General features: G+C 62.3%; 18 protein-coding genes, 1 tRNA gene and 1 other RNA gene. 17 read left to right on the forward strand and 3 right to left on the reverse strand.

Going from position 1 to position 17,936, the window contains the following annotated elements:
- Positions 1-53: 53 nt before the first annotated feature.
- On the reverse strand, positions 54-461 hold the full coding sequence (locus HKD46_RS09500; RefSeq protein WP_039038703.1) for a transcriptional regulator: 408 nt from the start codon (positions 459-461) through the stop codon (positions 54-56).
- 166 nt (positions 462-627) lie between these two features.
- On the opposite strand from HKD46_RS09500, the gene HKD46_RS09505 reads away from it, so the two are divergent.
- Positions 628-1,527: an aldo/keto reductase family oxidoreductase gene (locus HKD46_RS09505; RefSeq protein WP_041215030.1), complete on the forward strand. Its 900-nt coding sequence runs from the start codon at positions 628-630 to the stop codon at positions 1,525-1,527.
- Between the two features lie 69 nt (positions 1,528-1,596).
- On the opposite strand, the gene HKD46_RS09510 is transcribed toward HKD46_RS09505, so the two are convergent.
- Entirely contained in the window at positions 1,597-1,875 is a 279-nt protein-coding gene (locus HKD46_RS09510; RefSeq protein WP_029314670.1) for an RNA-binding protein, read from the reverse strand.
- Positions 1,876-2,087: 212 nt separating this feature from the next.
- Positions 2,088-2,630: a hypothetical protein gene (locus tag HKD46_RS09515; RefSeq protein WP_161470304.1), complete on the reverse strand. Its 543-nt coding sequence runs from the start codon at positions 2,628-2,630 to the stop codon at positions 2,088-2,090.
- A gap of 174 nt (positions 2,631-2,804) precedes the next feature.
- Here HKD46_RS09515 and mepA point away from each other — a divergent pair, with 174 nt between their 5' ends.
- From mepA to nuoI, 16 genes are all read left to right on the forward strand, one after another.
- Positions 2,805-3,548, forward strand: a complete 744-nt coding sequence (gene mepA, locus HKD46_RS09520; RefSeq protein ID WP_161470305.1) for a penicillin-insensitive murein endopeptidase — start codon at positions 2,805-2,807, stop codon at positions 3,546-3,548.
- 42 nt (positions 3,549-3,590) lie between these two features.
- Positions 3,591-4,196: a LemA family protein gene (locus tag HKD46_RS09525; protein ID WP_010675022.1), complete on the forward strand. Its 606-nt coding sequence runs from the start codon at positions 3,591-3,593 to the stop codon at positions 4,194-4,196.
- Complete coding sequence (locus HKD46_RS09530; protein ID WP_124243908.1) at positions 4,193-4,927, forward strand: YgcG family protein; 735 nt, start codon at positions 4,193-4,195, stop codon at positions 4,925-4,927. The genes HKD46_RS09525 and HKD46_RS09530 overlap by 4 nt, the downstream gene beginning before the upstream one ends.
- A gap of 22 nt (positions 4,928-4,949) precedes the next feature.
- The gene (locus HKD46_RS09535) at positions 4,950-5,567 is read left to right on the forward strand and encodes a TPM domain-containing protein (protein WP_010675024.1); all 618 of its coding nucleotides are present in this window, start codon (positions 4,950-4,952) and stop codon (positions 5,565-5,567) included.
- Positions 5,568-5,832: 265 nt separating this feature from the next.
- A tRNA-Ser gene (locus HKD46_RS09540) sits at positions 5,833-5,920 on the forward strand.
- Positions 5,921-5,976: 56 nt separating this feature from the next.
- Positions 5,977-6,105: non-coding RNA, RtT sRNA (locus HKD46_RS09545), on the forward strand.
- A 663-nt stretch (positions 6,106-6,768) separates the two neighbouring features.
- Positions 6,769-7,527, forward strand: coding sequence for a flagellar motor protein (locus HKD46_RS09550; RefSeq protein ID WP_029314677.1), 759 nt, complete (start codon positions 6,769-6,771; stop codon positions 7,525-7,527).
- Positions 7,505-8,380, forward strand: coding sequence for a flagellar motor protein MotB (locus HKD46_RS09555; protein ID WP_113978780.1), 876 nt, complete (start codon positions 7,505-7,507; stop codon positions 8,378-8,380). The genes HKD46_RS09550 and HKD46_RS09555 overlap by 23 nt, the downstream gene beginning before the upstream one ends.
- Before the next feature lie 256 nt (positions 8,381-8,636).
- Positions 8,637-9,041 carry an NADH-quinone oxidoreductase subunit A gene (locus tag HKD46_RS09560; protein ID WP_039038710.1) on the forward strand — a complete coding sequence of 135 codons (405 nt, stop codon included), beginning with the start codon at positions 8,637-8,639 and terminating at the stop codon, positions 9,039-9,041.
- Between the two features lie 29 nt (positions 9,042-9,070).
- Positions 9,071-9,745, forward strand: coding sequence for an NADH-quinone oxidoreductase subunit B family protein (locus HKD46_RS09565; protein ID WP_010675028.1), 675 nt, complete (start codon positions 9,071-9,073; stop codon positions 9,743-9,745).
- Positions 9,746-9,747: 2 nt separating this feature from the next.
- Positions 9,748-11,553: an NADH-quinone oxidoreductase subunit C/D gene (gene nuoC / locus HKD46_RS09570; protein WP_128296953.1), complete on the forward strand. Its 1,806-nt coding sequence runs from the start codon at positions 9,748-9,750 to the stop codon at positions 11,551-11,553.
- A gap of 72 nt (positions 11,554-11,625) precedes the next feature.
- Positions 11,626-12,165, forward strand: a complete 540-nt coding sequence (gene nuoE, locus HKD46_RS09575) for an NADH-quinone oxidoreductase subunit NuoE (protein WP_010675030.1) — start codon at positions 11,626-11,628, stop codon at positions 12,163-12,165.
- A complete protein-coding gene (gene nuoF / locus HKD46_RS09580; protein WP_113977587.1) occupies positions 12,162-13,547 on the forward strand; it encodes an NADH-quinone oxidoreductase subunit NuoF in 1,386 nt (461 codons plus the stop codon). Before nuoE ends, nuoF begins: the two co-directional genes overlap by 4 nt.
- Positions 13,548-13,604: 57 nt before the next feature.
- Complete coding sequence (nuoG, locus tag HKD46_RS09585) at positions 13,605-16,334, forward strand: NADH-quinone oxidoreductase subunit NuoG (protein ID WP_171865348.1); 2,730 nt, start codon at positions 13,605-13,607, stop codon at positions 16,332-16,334.
- Positions 16,331-17,296 (forward strand): NADH-quinone oxidoreductase subunit NuoH, encoded by a 966-nt coding sequence (nuoH, locus tag HKD46_RS09590; protein ID WP_010675033.1) that lies wholly within the window; start codon positions 16,331-16,333, stop codon positions 17,294-17,296. The genes nuoG and nuoH overlap by 4 nt, the downstream gene beginning before the upstream one ends.
- Positions 17,297-17,386: 90 nt before the next feature.
- Positions 17,387-17,929 carry an NADH-quinone oxidoreductase subunit NuoI gene (gene nuoI, locus HKD46_RS09595; protein ID WP_010675034.1) on the forward strand — a complete coding sequence of 181 codons (543 nt, stop codon included), beginning with the start codon at positions 17,387-17,389 and terminating at the stop codon, positions 17,927-17,929.
- Positions 17,930-17,936: the final 7 nt, after the last annotated feature.

A 17,936-nucleotide genomic window follows, 5' to 3' on the forward strand; every position in this document is an offset into this window, starting at 1 on the left:
ACTGCTTAGAGGGTATCAGAAGAATGGCGGACTGCCGGGAGCCCCCGTCAGGCTCAGGCCTCGGCCAGATGGCGCCCAAACTCCCGCGCCCGGGCCAGATCCAGAAAACCGTCCGCCTGCTTGTGGCTGCGCAGGAACTGGTAATAGGCGAGCAGGGTCACCAGTTGCTCCTCGTCCGGCATGGGCTTTCCCGGACGGGTCTCCTGCACCAGCGCCCCCGCCGCCGCCAGCGCGTCCCTGTCCACCACCTCGGCCTGACGATAGAGATACCCGCAACCGGTGGCGAGCCACTCCAGCGAGCAGTTGGCCCCCATGGCAATCTGGTTCGCCTTGCCAAGGCCGGGTTCGGCCCCTTTCAGATACTTGCGGATCAGGGCTTCACTCAACCCCACCTTGCGGGCAAAAGCGCTCACACTCCCCTCCCCGATCAGGCTTTGCAGCCTGGCGGCAAATCCTTCCATCACCCCTTCTCCTCTCACTGACACCGGGATCTTGACCCGTCGGAGTCAGAACCATAGTTCGAATTCGCGAAGGGGGCATTATTGCCTTGTCCGCCGGAAGAGACCAAGATGCTGGCACATGATATTGCCCCTTTCTTTTCGCATTGTTATCTCCAGAGGAGTCACCATGTCCGTATCCCGTCTAGCCCTGCACGAGCAAGGCCCCACCTTCTCCCGCCTCATCATGGGCTACTGGCGCCTGATGGAGTGGCAGCTTTCCCCCGCCGCCCTGCTGGACCTGATGAAATATCACCTTGATCTCGGGGTCACCACCATCGATCACGCCGACATCTACGGTGGCTACCAGTGCGAGGAGGCCTTCGGCCATGCCCTGCGCCTGGAACCCTCCCTGCGCGATCGGATGGAGATCGTCAGCAAGTGCGGCATCGCCCTCACCGCCAATCCGGCCCACGCCCTGAATCACTACAACACCGGCAAGGGACACATCGTCGCCAGTGCCGAAGCCTCCTTGCAAAAGCTCGGCACCGATCATCTGGATCTGTTGCTGATCCATCGCCCCGACCCCCTGATGAACGCCGACGAGGTGGCCGACGCCTTCATCACCCTCAAGCAGGCAGGTAAGATCAAGCACGCCGGGGTCTCCAACTTCACGCCCCACCAGTTCGCCCTGCTGCAATCCCGCCTGCCCTTCCCCCTGGTCACCAACCAGCTGGAGATCTCCCCGCTCCATCAGGAGGGGACGCTGGATGGTGCCCTGGATCAATGCCAGCAACTGCGCATCAAGCCCATGGCCTGGTCCTGCCTTGGCGGCGGGCGGCTGTTCCATGCCCCCGACTATGCCCCGCTGCGGTCGGAACTCGAGCAGATCCGCCAGGAGGTGGGCGGCGACTGTCTGGAGCAGGTGGTCTACGCCTGGGTGATGATGCTGCCGAGTCAGCCGCTGCCCCTCATCGGCTCCGGCAAACGGGAGCGGATCGCCGCCGCCGTGGCAGCCGAGTCCATTGAGCTCACTCGCCAGCAGTGGTTCCGCATCCGCAAGGCCGCTCTGGGTTATGACGTTCCCTGAGTCTGCACCAGTCCCTGAAAACAAAAACGGCATGGAGGATTCCATGCCGTTTTCCGTTATCGAGACGATTCAACGATGGCGCTGGGGGCGACCACGGGGTGCATCCGTCTTCGGTTTGGCCTGATTGACCGTGATGGTGCGGCCGCCGACCTCGGTGCCGTGCAACTCGGCGATGGCCTTCTCGGCCTCACCATTGACCGGCATTTCAATGAAACCAAACCCCTTGGACTGACCGGTATCGCGGTCGATGATGATATCGACCTTGTCTACCTGCCCAAATTGGCTGAACACGGTTGTCAGTTCGTCGGCCGTCATCCGGTACGACAGATTACCTACGTAAATCTTCATGCCATCCACTCTCGATTCAAGGTGCCTTATCTATGCATCCACCGACCTGGGAGTAAGGGCACAACCCCCCTGCCGGACCAGCCACGGCATCATGCCATGGCACTTCCAGCTTCGTATCCCAAGTCCTTGATCTCTTGGGCTATCGGAGCAGGAAAGATCAAATCGAATCAGAGGCAGTATCTGAGCATTGGGATGAATTGTCGAGAAAATAGTCAGAGCGGGTGCAGTTCGGCCAGCAATGTGCCGAGGGCACGACGCCCATGCCAGGCACGTTTGAACCCGAATCGATAGACCCCGGGGGCCACTTCGTGAGTCCCTTCCCGGGACAACCCGAGCAGGCTGGTGGCCGTCGCCAGGGTCACCTCATCCAGCCCGAGATCCAGGCTGAAATCGAGCCACTGGCCATCGTGTCCCACCTTGCGATCCCGCTCCAAGCCCACCAGCACAGCTCTGGGCAGCGCCAAGGCCCGGTCTTCGCCACCATTGAGCAGATAGAGATGGCGTTCATCCCAGGCAAGCTCCGCCAGACGCCAGCGCTGCCAGTTGCGCGGCAACACCATCATCACCAGCACGATACCGCCAAAGACCACCCCGACCCAGGGCAGCAGGCCCATGTCGGGATATCCCAGCCAGAGGGCGGCCACCACAGTGGCGAGACTCGCCAGCAACAGGCAGATCATCACCCCGTAAAACCGCCGGGCCGGGGGCATCAGCCAGCGCACGTTCTCTTGCGCTGCCAGCTCACTGACTCTCATCTTCTCTTCTCCTTCTGTGATGCGAACGGCCTTGCCGTCGCTGCGTTGCCGCGCATTGTGCGCGAGCGACGCGCCGCGATGCAACCGCCACCGCGACACGGATGACGGCCAGCCGCCACTCTTGGTATGCTTGGGGCTGTCTGAGCCCGCACTGGGCGCCATCCCGGGAGTCCCATGTTCGCCACCGCCCTGCTCTTGTCCGCGAGCATACTCTATGCCGAGGCCATCGGCGGCTACTCCGCCGGCTGCCTGAAAAATGCCGTCGCCCTGCCCCTCGAAGGCCCAGGTTATCAGGTGATCCGCACCAAACGGCTGCGCTATTACGGTCACCCCGACCTCATCCATTACCTGCAGCATCTGGCCAACCAGACCAGACTGGCCGGCATGCCGGATCTCTATATCGCCGACCTCGCCATGATGCACGGGGGGCCCTTTACCTCAGGTCATCGCAGCCACCAAACCGGCCTGGATGCCGACATCTGGTTCAGGATGGCTGACAGGCCCATCAGCCGCTGGGAGCAGGATGCCCCCAAGGAGTGGGCGCTGATCGACGAACCCAGCTACCGGATGCTGCCCGGCCGATTCGGCCCCAGGCAACTCAATCTGCTGCGCCTTGCGGCTGATCGCCCCGAGGTGGCGCGTATCTTCGTCAACCCCGTCATCAAAGCCGAGGTGTGCAAACAGGCACCCGGTGAAGCCTGGGTCGGCAAGCTGCGCCCCTGGGTCGGCCACTTCAGCCACTTTCACGTGCGCCTGCGCTGCCCGGCAAACAGTCCGGACTGCCAGCCCCAGGCTCCCATTCCCCCCGGCAATGGCTGTGGGGAGGAGCTGGCCTCCTGGCTCAAGGACAAACCCCAGCTGCCCAAGGTGTCGATGAGCTACCGCGCCCCCCTCTTACCCAGGCGTTGTGAGGGCTGACCACAAGCTGTTATGGTGAACCTATTTCCGAGAGAAATATCAATGGAGAACAACAAGATGGCCACTTCACTCTGGCAGCGTGGTACCCGTGCCCTGCTGACCCTGACCCTGCTGCTGGGTTTGACCGGCTGCGGCATGAACACCATTCCGACCCTGGATGAGCAGGTCAAGGCGAGCTGGGGACAGGTCGAGAACCAGTACCAGCGCAGGGCCGATCTCATTCCCAACCTGGTGGCCACCGTCAAGGGGTACGCCAGCCACGAGCAGGAGACCCTCAAGGCTGTCACCGATGCCCGTGCCCGAGTCGGCAGCGTGCAGGTGAGTGACCCCTCCCAGCTCAAGGCGTTCGAGGCGGCGCAGGAGCAGCTCTCCAGCGCCCTCTCCCGGCTGATGGTAGTGGTCGAGCGCTACCCGGATCTGAAGGCCGATCAGCAGTTCCTGACCCTGCAGGCCCAGCTGGAAGGCACCGAGAATCGCATCGCGGTGGCCAGACGGGATTACATCGAGGCAGTACGCCAGTTCAATACCGAGATCCGTACCTTCCCCGGGGTCATCTGGTCCAAGCTGCTTTACTCCGATCTGGAAGCCAAACCCACCTTCAGCGCCAAACCCGGTGCCGATGAGGCGCCCAAGGTCAGCTTCCAATGAACGTGATGAGACGCTGGCTGGCGCTCTGTCTGCTGCTCTGTGCCACGGCACTGCATGCCGCCCCCGATTTCCCGGCCCTGACCGGGCGGGTGGTGGACGAGGCCAATCTGATGTCACGCAAGCAGGCCCACCAGCTCGCACAGCAACTGGCCGTCTTCGAGAAGCGCAGCGGCGTCCAGCTGGTGGTGGTCTCCATCGACACGCTGGCGGGGGATACCATCGAAGAGTACGGCTACCAGCTCGGTCGCCACTGGGGCATCGGCCAAAAAGGCAAGAACAACGGCGTTCTGCTGATCATCGCCCAGGACGAGCGCAAGGTGCGCATCGAGGTGGGTTATGGCCTAGAAGGTGCCCTGCCCGACGCCATCGCCGCCAACATCATCCAGACCCGGATCCTGCCCGCCTTCAAGCGCGGTGACATGGTGGCCGGCATCCTCGCCGGCAGCCAGGGCATCATGCAGGCCCTGGCCGGGGAGTATCAGCCCGTGGACAACACCAGCAACGCCGACAAGCAGGGAGGTCCCTGGCTCTTCATCCTGGTGGTGATTGCGATGATCGTGCTGCACAACCTGCGCGGCGGCGGCGGTGGGCCGGGAGGACGTCGCCGGGCCGCCTACATGGCCGGTGGATTCGGTGCCGGCTCCTTTGGCGGCCGCACTGGCGGTGGTGGTGGCGGTTTCAGTGGTGGCGGCGGCAGCTTTGGCGGCGGCGGTGCATCTGGCGGTTGGTAATCAGGGAAAAAGAGACAACAAGATGATTTCGAAACAGTTTTTCCACACCTTGCAGGCCAGGGTTCGACAGGCCGAGCAGGCCACGGATGCCGAACTGGTCACCGTGCTGGCCCCGGCCAGCGATGGCTATCGCTATATCCCGACCCTGTGGGCCGCCCTGCTGGCCATGCTCACCCCCCTGCTGGTCTTCCAGCTCGGCTTCTGGCTTGGCTGGTACGAGATCCTGCTGGTGCAGTGGTCGGTCTGGTTGCTGCTGAGCCTGCTGTTCCACTGGACACCCATCAAGATGCGGCTCATTCCCAACAAGGTACGCCGTCACCGGGCCGCCCTGATGGCCCGCCTGCAGTTTGTCGAGCAGGGACTTCACCGCACCCGGGACCGGCTCGGGGTGCTCATCTTCGTCTCGGTGGCGGAGCACTATGTGGAGATCCTGGTAGACGACGGGATCGCCCAGCACATCGACAACACCCAGTGGCAGCAGATCATCGACGACTTCGTGGTTCGGGTACGCAACAAGGAGGTCGAGCAGGGGTTCCTGGAGTGCGTGGAGCGCACCAGCGCCATTCTGACCGACGCCTTCCCCGCCACCCGGGATCAGAACGAGCTGCCTGACAGCCTGATCATTCTCGACAAGCCTTGAACGGGATTAAAAAACCGGCATTCTGTTCAAGGGATAGGCACTCGATAAAGATTATGAAAAATAAGGGGAAAAGTGGTTGACCCAGGCAGCCCTTTCCCCTAAATTACGCCCCGTTCCAGCGCAACGGCGCAGAGTGCACGTGTTGGCTGAACACGTTAAATCACAGACCAGAATTTGGTGAGGTATCCGAGAGGCTGCCCACCGACGAAGTCGGCAAGATGCACGCGCAGCGTGCTCCGAAAGCCACTTCAAGCAGTAAAAATTTGGTGAGGTGTCCGAGTGGCTGAAGGAGCACGCCTGGAAAGTGTGTATACGGCAACGTATCGAGGGTTCGAATCCCTCCCTCACCGCCAAATTGTAAAAACCGACCTCAGGGTCGGTTTTTTTGCATCTGGTGACATGGCAACATCCGATGCCGATGGAGGGAGGGTGAGAAGCCTCGTCGGGTTCGAGCAGAGCAGCTTGCTGCGATGAACGGCCGCAGGTCGCCCCGAAGGGGTGAGCCACGCAGTGGTGAATCATCCCTCCCTCACCGCCAAATAAAGTAAAAGGCCCTGTCGCAAGACGGGGCCTTTTACTTTTTCCGATGATGGGCGGCTCGGTTCGCCCCCTGTCGACAGGCGGGCAGGATAGCCCGACTGGACGGCCAGAGGCCGCCCGCAGGGCGAGCGCCAGGGATGGTGCGAGTCAATCCCGAACCAGCTTACAGCTTGAAGAATCGACCCCAGGGTCGGTTTTTGCTTCAAGGAGTCTGCCAACCCCCTGGCAGGAGAAACCCGTCATCGGCGGGGCCAGAAAAAACGGCTTGCCGCGATACCTGGCCAAGTGCCGCCCAGCCAATCCCATCCCTTCCGCCTCTCTGCTCGCTGCTCTCTGTCGACAGGGGATATGTCCCGAGGGCAGCCAGCCCTCTCTCGTTGATAGCGCATTACGCCAAGCAAAGATAAATTGACGATAATGATGACCAATAAGCCATCAAAAAACAGCGCAATATGTTGCGTTATCACCAGGATACCTGCCTCGTCCTGCCATGCAGGCACCGTCAACCTGCTCTGCAGATCAGACGGCACAGGCCGATGCCACCGGATAATACCGGGTCTGCGCAACCTCTCGGATATTGCTCACCGATTGGATATCGTTTTGAAAAACTGATAGTTAAATGGCTACACTAGCCTCACACATCGCATAGGGATATGGACAAATGAGTCTTATTGGCTTGCTGCTGGCCCTGGCAGCCATTCTGGGTGGCAACATGATAGAAGGGGGGCACCCCAGCGCCCTGCTCGATCTGCCCGCCTTTCTCATCGTGATCGGCGGTACCGTCGGTGCCGCACTGACCCAGTTTCCCTTCTCCGTGGTTGGTAAAACCCTCAAGCGCTTCAAGTGGCTCATCACTCCCCTGCGCCTCGACATGCTGGAGCAGGCCCAGCTGCTTGAAACCCTGGCGGGCAATGCACGGCGCAGTGGCATGCTGGCACTGGAGGGCATGATCGACGACATCAAGGATCCCTTCCTGCAAAAAGGGGTACAGATGATGGTCGATGGCTACGAGAAGACCAAGATCCACGAGGTACTGGAAAACGAGATCGAGTTCGAGCAGGAAGATATCGAACAGACCGTCAAATTCTACGAGGCCATGGGGGGCTACTGCCCGACCATGGGGATCGTCGGGGCCGTATTTGGCCTCATTCACGCCATGGGCCTGCTGGATGCCCCCGACAAGCTGGGGGGCGCCATCGCGGTGGCCTTTATCGCCACCATCTACGGGGTGTCGGCCGCCAACCTCATCTTCCTGCCCTTCGGCAACCGCTACAAGTCGTTTGCCCACCAGATCCGCCACTACAAGGAGATGACCCTCACCGGCATCCTCTGCATCGTGGACGGCGAGTCACAGCAACGGCTGCAAGTGACCCTTGAGCCTTACCTCGGAGGCCACGGTGGCGAAAAAGAAAAAGGCTGAGGCGCCGGAGAACCACGAACGCTGGCTGGTCTCCTACGCCGACTTCATGACACTGCTGTTCGCCCTGTTCGTGGTGCTCTACTCCTTCGCCATGGCCAAGCAGTCGGAGACTCGCGTGCTCATTCAGGGCTTTATCGAATCTCTTGGCAAGATAGGGCTGGTCTCCCTTCCCGCCGGCTCCCCCGTGATGCAAGGGGGCACAGGCATACTGGAACCCGAGTCCAAGACCACCCCCAATACCTCCCAGAAAGAGCAGGTGCTGGATACCCAGACGCCCGCAGCGGCGGCCGACCCTTTCAACGAGACCATCGGCTCCTCGGAGAAACCTGCGGCCACGGAGTCCTGGCCCCACAAGACCAAGGAGCAGGATTGGGTCACGGTCACCAAGCAGAAGCTGGATCAGCAGCTCAAGAGCCAAATCGAGTCCAAGGAGATCGAGGTGGAGCAGCTTGGCAGCCAGCTGGTGATCCGCATCGGCGAAAAGACCTTGTTCCCCGCCGACTCAGCCTTCTTGCAGCCCCAGTTCATTCCCCTGGTCAACAAGGTCTCGGACGTGCTGGCGGACATCCCCGGCATGGTGGTGGTCACCGGTCACACCGACAACTCCCAGGCGCCGGTGGAGCTCTATCGCAACAACTGGGAGCTGTCGGTGCTGCGGGCGGCCACCATCACCCACACCCTGCTGACCAACCCCAAGCTGGATTCACGACGGCTGATCGCCCAGGGGGTGGCGGATACCCAACCCCGTTATCCGAACGATACCCCGGCTCACCGCCAGGCCAACCGCCGGGTGGAGATCGTGCTCTCCCAGGGCAAGGCGGCAGAGCAGAGCCTCCCCGTTCTCCAACCCTGAAACAGACCCCGCCATGCGGGGTCTTTTGTTTCCTGCCATCCACCGGATTTTCAAACTATCCGTTTTTTTTCTGCTACATAAAAACGATTGAAAACAATTCTCAAACGAGAAAGTTGACCCCGCTAGCAAAACACAATTTTCATCCCGTTGATTAATAATTAATCCTTTGAAATGACATGTAAATCAGTACGAAAGTGGCATACTACGTAACGTCATTGTTAAGTCACATGATTAATTTGGTTAGGGAAAAACCTATATGTTTGCTGATATTGCCGTCCAGCACTGGGCTTTTGCTGTCTATGTCATTGGTGCCATCTGTATCTGCTTGACCATGATAGGCCTGGCGGCCTTGCTGGGGGGACGCGCCTATGGCCGTGCCAAGAACAAACCCTTCGAATCCGGGGTGGATTCCGTCGGCAACGCCCGCCTGCGCTTCTCCGCCAAGTTCTACTTGGTCGCCATGTTCTTCGTCATCTTCGATGTCGAAGCCCTCTATCTCTTTGCCTGGTCCGTCTCCGTTCGGGAGAGCGGCTGGGTCGGCTTCATCGAAGCCACCATCTTCATCACCCTGCTGCTGGTAGGCCTCCTCTACCTGTGGCGCATTGGTGCCCTCGACTGGGCCCCGAAAAAGCGTGTCCTGACTGACAAGAAACCAGACTGAACTACCGATTATCTCTTTGAGGTTGCACCATGAAGTACACCCTGACCCGGATTGACCCGGATGCGCCCGTTGAGCGCTACCCCCAGGAACAGCGCCAGACCGTCGATGATCCACTGGCACAGCAAGCGACCCGCGGCATCATGATCGGGCGCCTCGAAGAGGTGCTGCAAGACACCGTCAACTGGGGCCGCAAGAACTCCCTCTGGCCCTACAACTTCGGCATCTCCTGCTGCTACGTGGAGATGTGTACCGCCTTCACCTCTCCCCACGACGTGGCTCGCTTCGGCGCTGAGGTCATACGAGCCTCACCCCGTCAGGCCGACTTCATGGTGATTGCCGGCACCCCCTTCATCAAGATGGCCCCTGTCATCCAGCGGCTCTATGAGCAGTTACTCGAGCCCAAGTGGGTCATCTCCATGGGGGCCTGTGCCAACTCCGGCGGCATGTATGACATCTACTCCGTGGTACAGGGGGTGGACAAGTTCCTGCCGGTCGATGTCTACATTCCGGGCTGCCCGCCCCGCCCCGAAGCCTTCCTGCAAGCCCTGATGCTGCTGCAGGAGTCCATCGGCAAGGAACGCCGCCCCCTCTCCTGGGTGGTGGGGGATCAGGGGATCTACCGTCCCCAGATGCAATCCGAGAAGGAACGCAAGCGCGGCGAGCGGATCAACGTGACCAACCTGCGCACGCCGGATGAGATCTGATCATGAAACTGACTCGAGAAATCCCAAGCAATTACACCATGGCCCAGTGGCAAACCGCCGATCACGCCGATGCCCAGGTGGTCGGCGAGCTGTTCGCCCACTTCGGTGCCGAGCGCTTCACCGTGCAGAGCACCCGTACCGGCGTGCCGGTCATCTGGCTCTCCCGGGATCTGCTGCTGGACGTGATGGGCTTCTTGCAAAAGCTGCCCTCCCCCTTCGTGATGCTGTTCGATCTCAGTGCCACCGACGAACGGATGCGCAGCCATCGCCACGGCCTGCCGGAGAGCGACTTTACCGTCTTCTATCACCTCATCTCCATCGACCGTAACGCCGACGTGATGCTGAAGGTGGCGCTCAAGGAGAGCGATCTCCATCTGCCCACCGTCAGCCGCCACTTCCCCAACGCCAACTGGTACGAGCGGGAAGTGTGGGATCTGATGGGAATCACCTTCGATGGCCACCCCCATCTGACCCGCATCATGATGCCCAAGAGCTGGCAAGGGCACCCCTTGCGCAAGGACTACCCGGCGCGCGCCACCGAGTTTGATCCCTTCATGCTCGATGCGGTCAAGCAGGATCAGGAGCAGGACAACCTGCTGTTCAAGCCGGAAGAGTGGGGCATGGCCCGCGGCAACGAGAACGAGGACTACATGTTCCTGAACCTCGGGCCGAACCACCCCTCCGCCCACGGCGCCTTCCGCCTGGTGCTGCAACTCGACGGGGAAGAGATCCGCGACTGCGTGCCCGACATCGGCTATCACCACCGCGGCGCCGAGAAGATGGGCGAGCGCCAGTCCTGGCACAGCTACATCCCCTACACCGACCGGGTCGAATACCTGGGCGGCGTGATGAACAACCTGCCCTATGTGCTGGCGGTCGAGAAGCTGGCCGGCATCAAGGTGCCGGCGCGGGTCGACATGATCCGGGTGATGATGGCGGAGCTGTTCCGCATCCAGAGCCATCTGCTGTTCCTTGGCACCTACATTCAGGACGTGGGGGCCATGACCCCGGTCTTCTTCACCTTCACGGACCGCCAGAAGATCTACACCATCATCGAGGCCATCACCGGAGCCCGCATGCACCCGGCCTGGTTCCGCATCGGCGGCGTGGCCCACGATCTGCCTGCCGGCTGGACCCGCCTCATCCAGGACAACCTGTTGAGCTGGCTGCCCAAGCGGTTGATGGAGTATGAAAAGGCGGCCATGCGCAACAGCATACTGCGGGGCCGCACCATCGGCGTCGCCGCCTACAACACGGCCCAGGCCCTGGCCTGGGGCACCACGGGGGGCGGTCTGCGGGCCACGGGGCTCAACTTTGACGTGCGCAAATGGCGCCCCTATTCCGGTTACGATCAGTTCGAGTTCGAGGTGCCGGTGGGCAGCAACGGGGACGCCTACGACCGCGCCACCGTGCGCATCGAGGAGATCCGCCAGAGCCTGTCCATTATCGAGCAGTGCATGAAAAACATGCCTGAGGGCCCCTTCAAGGCGGATCACCCGCTCACCACGCCACCGCCCAAAGAGCGCACCCTGCAGGACATCGAAACCCTGATCACCCACTTCCTGCAAGTCTCCTGGGGGCCTGTCATGCCGGCCGCCGAGTCCTTCCAGATGATAGAGGCGACCAAGGGGGTCAACAGCTATTACCTGACCAGCGATGGCTCCACCATGAGCTACCGGACCCGGATCCGCACCCCGAGCTTCGCCCACCTGCAGCAGATCCCCTCGGTGATCCGCGGCCAGATGGTGTCGGATCTTATCGTCTACCTGGGCAGTATCGATTTCGTTATGTCAGATGTGGATCGTTGAGTCCTCTCGCCCCGGCAGCCGGGGCGAAGGGCAAGACGCGCAGTAAAGGGACAAGCCACAAAAGGTCAAGTCATGAGCCAATGTCAGTGTCACAATAACCAGACCCCACAAGGGCAAGGGGCATGCAGCAGCCAGCAGGGAGATTTCGTCCTGAGCCAGGCTGAGCGCGATGCCATCGAACACGAGAAACACCACTACGAAGATCCCCGTGCAGCCAGCATCGAAGCGCTCAAGATAGTGCAACAGGCCCGTGGCTGGGTGCCTGACGGCGCCATTCACGCCATCGGCGCCGAGCTCGGCATCCCCGCCAGCGACGTGGAAGGGGTCGCCACCTTCTACAGCCAGATCTTCCGCCAGCCGGTGGGTCGTCACATCATCCGCGTCTGCGACAGCATGGTCTGCTACATCAACGGCCACGAGCAGTTGCTTGCCGGTCTGAAAGAGGTCGTCAATCTGGCCCCCGGTCAGACCTCCCCGGATGGCCGCTTCACCCTGTTGCCCGTCTGCTGCCTCGGCAACTGCGACAAGGGGCCGGCCATCATGATCGATGACGATACCTATGGCGGACTCGATGCCGTCAGCCTGCTGAAAACCCTGGAGGCTTACCCATGAGCATTCAGCCAGGCAAGACGCTTGCCTCCCTCGGCACCGCCAACCGCATCCCCCGCACCGCCGAGACCCACCCTCTCACCTGGCGCCTGCGGGACGACGGCCAGCCGGTCTGGCTCGAGGAGTATCAGGCAAAACAGGGCTATGAGGCCGCCCGCAAGGCCCTTGGCCAGATGAGCCCGGATGACATCGTCAGCACCGTCAAGGATGCCGGCCTCAAGGGACGCGGCGGCGCCGGTTTCTCCACCGGCGTGAAGTGGGGCCTGATGCCCAAAGACGAGAGCATGAACATCCGTTACCTGCTCTGCAACGCCGACGAGATGGAACCCAATACCTACAAAGACCGCATGCTGATGGAGCAGCTGCCTCACCTGCTGATCGAGGGGATGATCATCAGTGCCCGGGCTCTCAAGGCCTATCGCGGCTACATCTTCCTGCGCGGCGAGTACGTGGATGCCGCCATCCACCTGCGCCGCGCCGTGGAAGAGGCCAAGGCCGCGGGGTTCCTTGGCAAGAACATCCTGGGCTCGGGCTTTGACTTCGAGCTGTTCGTCCACACCGGCGCAGGTCGCTACATCTGCGGCGAAGAGACGGCCCTCATCAACTCCCTGGAAGGACGGCGCGCCAACCCGCGGGCCAAACCCCCCTTCCCCGCCGTCTCCGGCGTCTGGGGCAAGCCCACCTGCGTCAACAACGTCGAAACCCTGTGCAACGTCCCCGCCATCATCGGCAACGGTGTGGCCTGGTATCAGGGGCTGGCACTGCCGGGTTCGGAAGATCACGGCACCAAGCTGATGGGCTTTTCCGGCAAGGTCAACAATCCCGGCCTGTGGGAGCTGCCCTTTGGCATCACCGCCCGCGAGCTGTTCGAGGAGTACGCAGGCGGCATGAAGCCCGGCTATCGCCTGAAAACCTGGCAACCGGGCGGCGCCGGCACCGGCTTCCTGCTGCCCGAGCACCTGGATGCCCAGATGTATGCAGGCGGCATCGGCAAGGTGGGCACCCGCATGGGTACGGGCCTTGCCATGGCGGTGGATGACAGCATCAACATGGTCTCCCTGCTGCGCAACATGGAGGAGTTCTTTGCCCGCGAATCCTGCGGCTGGTGCACCCCCTGCCGCGACGGCCTGCCCTGGAGCGTCAAGATCCTGCGGGCGCTGGAGCGGGGCGAGGGCCAACCCGAGGATCTCGCGACCCTGGAACAGCTCGTCAGTTTCCTGGGCCCGGGCAAGACCTTCTGTGCCCATGCCCCCGGCGCCGTCGAGCCCCTTGGCAGTGCGATGAAGTATTTCCGGTCCGAGTTCGAGGCCGGGGTCAAGGCCCCCCATGACAATCACAAGCTGTTCAAGGGTATCCAGCCCAACCTGCTGGGCGAGCGCTGGTAAGCGCCAGGACGCATCGGGCAATAGCCGATTTCATAAAACAGGTTTCAGGGAAGTTGTATGGCAACCATTCATGTAGACGGTAAAGAGTACGAGGTAGACGGGGCAGACAACCTGCTGCAAGCCTGTCTGTCGCTGGGTCTGGACGTCCCCTATTTTTGCTGGCACCCGGCGCTCGGTAGCGTCGGTGCCTGCCGCCAGTGCGCGGTCAAACAGTATCAGAATGCCGACGACAAGCGCGGCCGCCTGGTCATGTCCTGCATGACCCCTTCCACCGATGGCACCTATATCTCCATCGAGGATGAAGAGGCGAAGGAGTTTCGCAAGACGGTGGTGGAGTGGCAGATGACCAACCATCCCCACGACTGCCCGGTGTGTGAAGAGGGTGGCGCCTGCCACCTGCAGGACATGACGGTGATGACGGGCCACAACAGCCGCCGCTACCGTTTCACCAAGCGCACCCACCAGAATCAGGATCTGGGCCCCTTCATCAACCACGAGATGAACCGCTGCATCGCCTGCTACCGCTGCGTGCGCTATTACAAGGATTACGCCGGTGGCGAGGATCTCGGGGTCTATGGCGCCCATGACAACGTCTACTTCGGCCGGGTCGAGGATGGCACTCTGGAGAGCGAATTCTCCGGCAACCTGGTGGAGGTCTGTCCCACCGGCGTCTTCACCGACAAGACCCACTCCGAGCGTTACAACCGCAAGTGGGACATGCAGTTCGCCCCCAGCATCTGCCAGGGGTGCTCGGTCGGCTGCAACATCAGCCCGGGTGAGCGCTACGGCGAGCTGCGCCGCATCGAGAACCGTTTCCACGGTGCCCTGAACCACTATTTCCTCTGCGATCGCGGCCGCTTCGGCTACGGTCACGTCAATCTGACCGACCGCCCGCGCCAGCCCCTGCTGCAGGATGGCAGTGACAAGCTGGCCATCACGGTGGATGGTGCCCTGAACCGGGCTGCGGATGCGCTGCGCACCGCCAGCGGCGTCATCGGCATCGGCTCACCCCGCGCCTCCTTGGAGAGCAATTTCGCCCTGCGCGAACTGGTGGGGGCCGCCAACTTCTACTCCGGGGTCGAGCAGAGCGAATGGAAATGCCTACAGAAGATGCTGGACATTCTGGAGCACGGCGGCGTGCGCACTCCCAGCCTGCGCGACATGGAAGAGGCCGACGCCGTGCTGGTGCTCGGGGAAGATGTCACCCAGACCGCCGCCCGCATCGCCCTGGCCCTGCGCCAGGCAGTGAAAGGCAAGGGGCGCGAAATTGCCCGCAAGCTGAAGGTGGATCTCTGGCAGGTCGCTGCCGTACAGACCCTGGCCCAGAACCAGCGCTACCCCTTGCTCATCACCAGTCTGGATGCCACCCGCCTGGATGACGTGGCGAGCAGCACCCTGCACGCCCCCCACGCGGATCAGGCGCGCCTCGGGTTTGCCATCGCCCACCTGCTGGACGCCAGTGCACCGGCGCCAACGGATCTCTCCCCCGAACAGCAGGCCCTCGCCGCCCAATGGGCCGACCTGCTTGGCAACGCCAAAAAGCCCCTCATTATCGCAGGCAATGGAGCCCGCAACGAGGCGCTGATCGAAGCGGCCAGCAACATCGCCCGTGCCCTCAAGGGCCGTGGCCAGGCCGCGGAGCTTGCCCTCGTGGCTCAGGAAGCCAACAGCCTGGGGCTGGCCATGCTGGCCCGGCATGCCGCCCCGCTGGAGGCAGCCCTCGAGCGCATGGAAGGGGAAGAGAGACTTGCCCTGGTCGTTCTTGAGAACGACCTCTACCGCCGAGCCCCCCGCAGCCGGGTGGACACCGCCCTGGATCGCCTGCAACACCTGCTGGTCATCGACCATCAGGAGACGGCCACCGCGAAGAAGGCGGGTCTGGTGCTGCCTGCCGCCAGTTTTGCCGAAGGCGATGGCACCCTGGTCAACATGGAAGGCCGCGCCCAGCGCTTCTTCCAGGTCTATGCTCCCGCCTTCTACAACGCCGATATCCAGGTGCGCGAGAGCTGGCGCTGGCTGGATGCCCTGCAAGGGAGCCAGCAACCGCGTTCGGTTCGCTGGAACACCTTCGACGATGTGAGTCGCGATTGCGCCGCCAGCGCCCCGCTGCTCACCACCATGGGTGAAGCTGCACCCAACGCCGGCCTGCGCATTCGCGGCATGAAGCTCGCCCGGGAGCCGCACCGCTACAGTGGTCGCACCTCCATGCTGGCAAACCAGAACGTGAGCGAGCCCAGAGTCGCCCAGGATCCCGATTCGCCGTTCGCCTTCTCCATGGAAGGCTACGCTGGTTCCCGCCAGCCCCTCTCCCAGGTACCGTTTGCCTGGGCGCCGGGCTGGAACTCCCCCTCCGCCTGGAACAAGTTCCAGGACGAGGTGGGCGGCAACCTGCGTGCCGGGGATCCCGGTCGCCGCCTGCTGGAGCCGGGCGAAGGCAACCTGGGCTGGTTTGGCACCATCCCGGCCCCCTTCCAGCCCGCCGCATCCTTGCAGGTGGTGAGCTATGACCAGCTGTTCGGTGGCGAGGAGCTCTCCGCCAGAAGCCCGGTCATCCAGGCTCGCATGGGGGAACCCACCCTGGTACTGAACCCGGCGGATGCCGCCCGCCTGGCACTGTCCCCTGACGCACTGGTGGCCTTCTCCTGGGGTGGCAACCACTGGCGCCTGCGTCTGCGCCTGAGCGATGCGCTGGCTCCGGGCCTGGCAGGGCTGCCACTCGGGGTGAACGGTCTGCCGACCGCCCTGCACCACGCCCTGATCGATAACCTGCAGGAGGTCATCGCATGAGCGACTCTCTGATGGATCTGCTGATCGAGGTCGGCAAGGCCCTGGTCGTGCTCGTGGGGATCGTGGGGGCTGGCGCCTTCATGAGCTTCATCGAGCGCCGCCTGCTGGCACTGTGGCAGGACCGTTACGGCCCCAACCGGGTTGGTCCCTTCGGCCTGCTGCAACTGGCGGCCGACATGGTCAAGATGTTCTTCAAGGAGGACTGGATCCCGCCCTTTGCGGATCGCCGGATCTTCGTGCTGGCCCCCATCATCGCCTTCACCGCCTTCATCCTGGCGTTTGCGGTGGTGCCCATCACCCCCACCTGGGGCGTGGCGGATCTCAACGTGGGGCTGCTCTATATCCTGGCGATCGCCGGGCTGGCGGTCTATGCCGTGCTCTTCGCAGGCTGGTCGAGCAACAACAAGTACTCCCTGCTCGGCAGCCTGCGCGCCTCGGCCCAGACCCTCTCCTACGAGGTGTTCCTTGGCCTCTCGCTCATGGGCATCGTCATCCAGACCGGCAGCTTCAACCTGCGTGACATCGTCGAGGCCCAGGCCGGCATGTGGAACGTGATCCCCCAGATCCTGGGCTTCGTCACCTTCCTGTTTGCCGGGGTCGCCGTCACCCACCGCCACCCGTTTGACCAGCCGGAGGCCGAGCAGGAGCTCGCCGACGGCTATCACATCGAGTACGCGGGCATGAAGTGGGGTCTCTTCTTCGTGGGGGAGTACATCGGCATCGTGCTGATCTCCTCCCTCATCGTGACCCTCTTCTTCGGTGGCTGGCACGGCCCCTGGCTGCCGCCCTTCATCTGGTTCGCCCTGAAGACCGCCTGTTTCATGGTGTTCTTCATCCTGCTGCGGGCCTCCCTGCCCCGCCCGCGCTTCGACCAGGTGATGTCCTTTGGCTGGAAAGTGTGCCTGCCCCTGACCCTGCTCAACATGCTGGTCACCGCTGCCGTGGTGCTGATGAATGCGTGAGCAAAACGAGATGGACATGGCGATGATTCGGCGGTCTGCGGCAAGGAAGCGCCCAGACGCCAGTGCTGATAAATGTGCAGTGAGGCACCTATGAAAATTACGAGCATTATCAAGGGTGTTGGCACCCAGTTGCGCAGTCTTGGGATGGTCTTCTCCCATGCCTGGCGCCCCCGTGAAACCCTGAGCTACCCGGAGCAGCCGGTCTACGCCGCCCCCCGTTTTCGCGGTCGCATCGTACTGACCCGGGATCCCGATGGGGACGAGCGCTGCGTGGCGTGCAACCTGTGTGCTGTCGCCTGCCCGGTCGGTTGCATCTCCTTGCAGAAGTCGGAGCGGGAAGATGGCCGCTGGTACCCGGAGTTCTTTCGCATCAACTTCTCCCGCTGCATCTTCTGCGGCCTGTGCGAGGAGGCCTGCCCCACCACCGCCATCCAGCTGACGCCGGATTTCGAGATGGGGGAGTATCGTCGCCAGGATCTGGTGTACGAGAAGGAAGATCTGCTGATAAGCGGCCCCGGCAAATACCCGGACTACAACTTCTACCGCATGAGCGGGATGGCCATCGACGGCAAACCCAAAGGGGATGCCGAGAACGAAGCCAAGCCCATCGATGTCAAGAGCCTGCTGCCCTAGGAGTCAA

This window comes from Aeromonas sp. TW 6, from assembly GCF_013168745.1.
GTDB lineage: Bacteria > Pseudomonadota > Gammaproteobacteria > Enterobacterales > Aeromonadaceae > Aeromonas > Aeromonas caviae.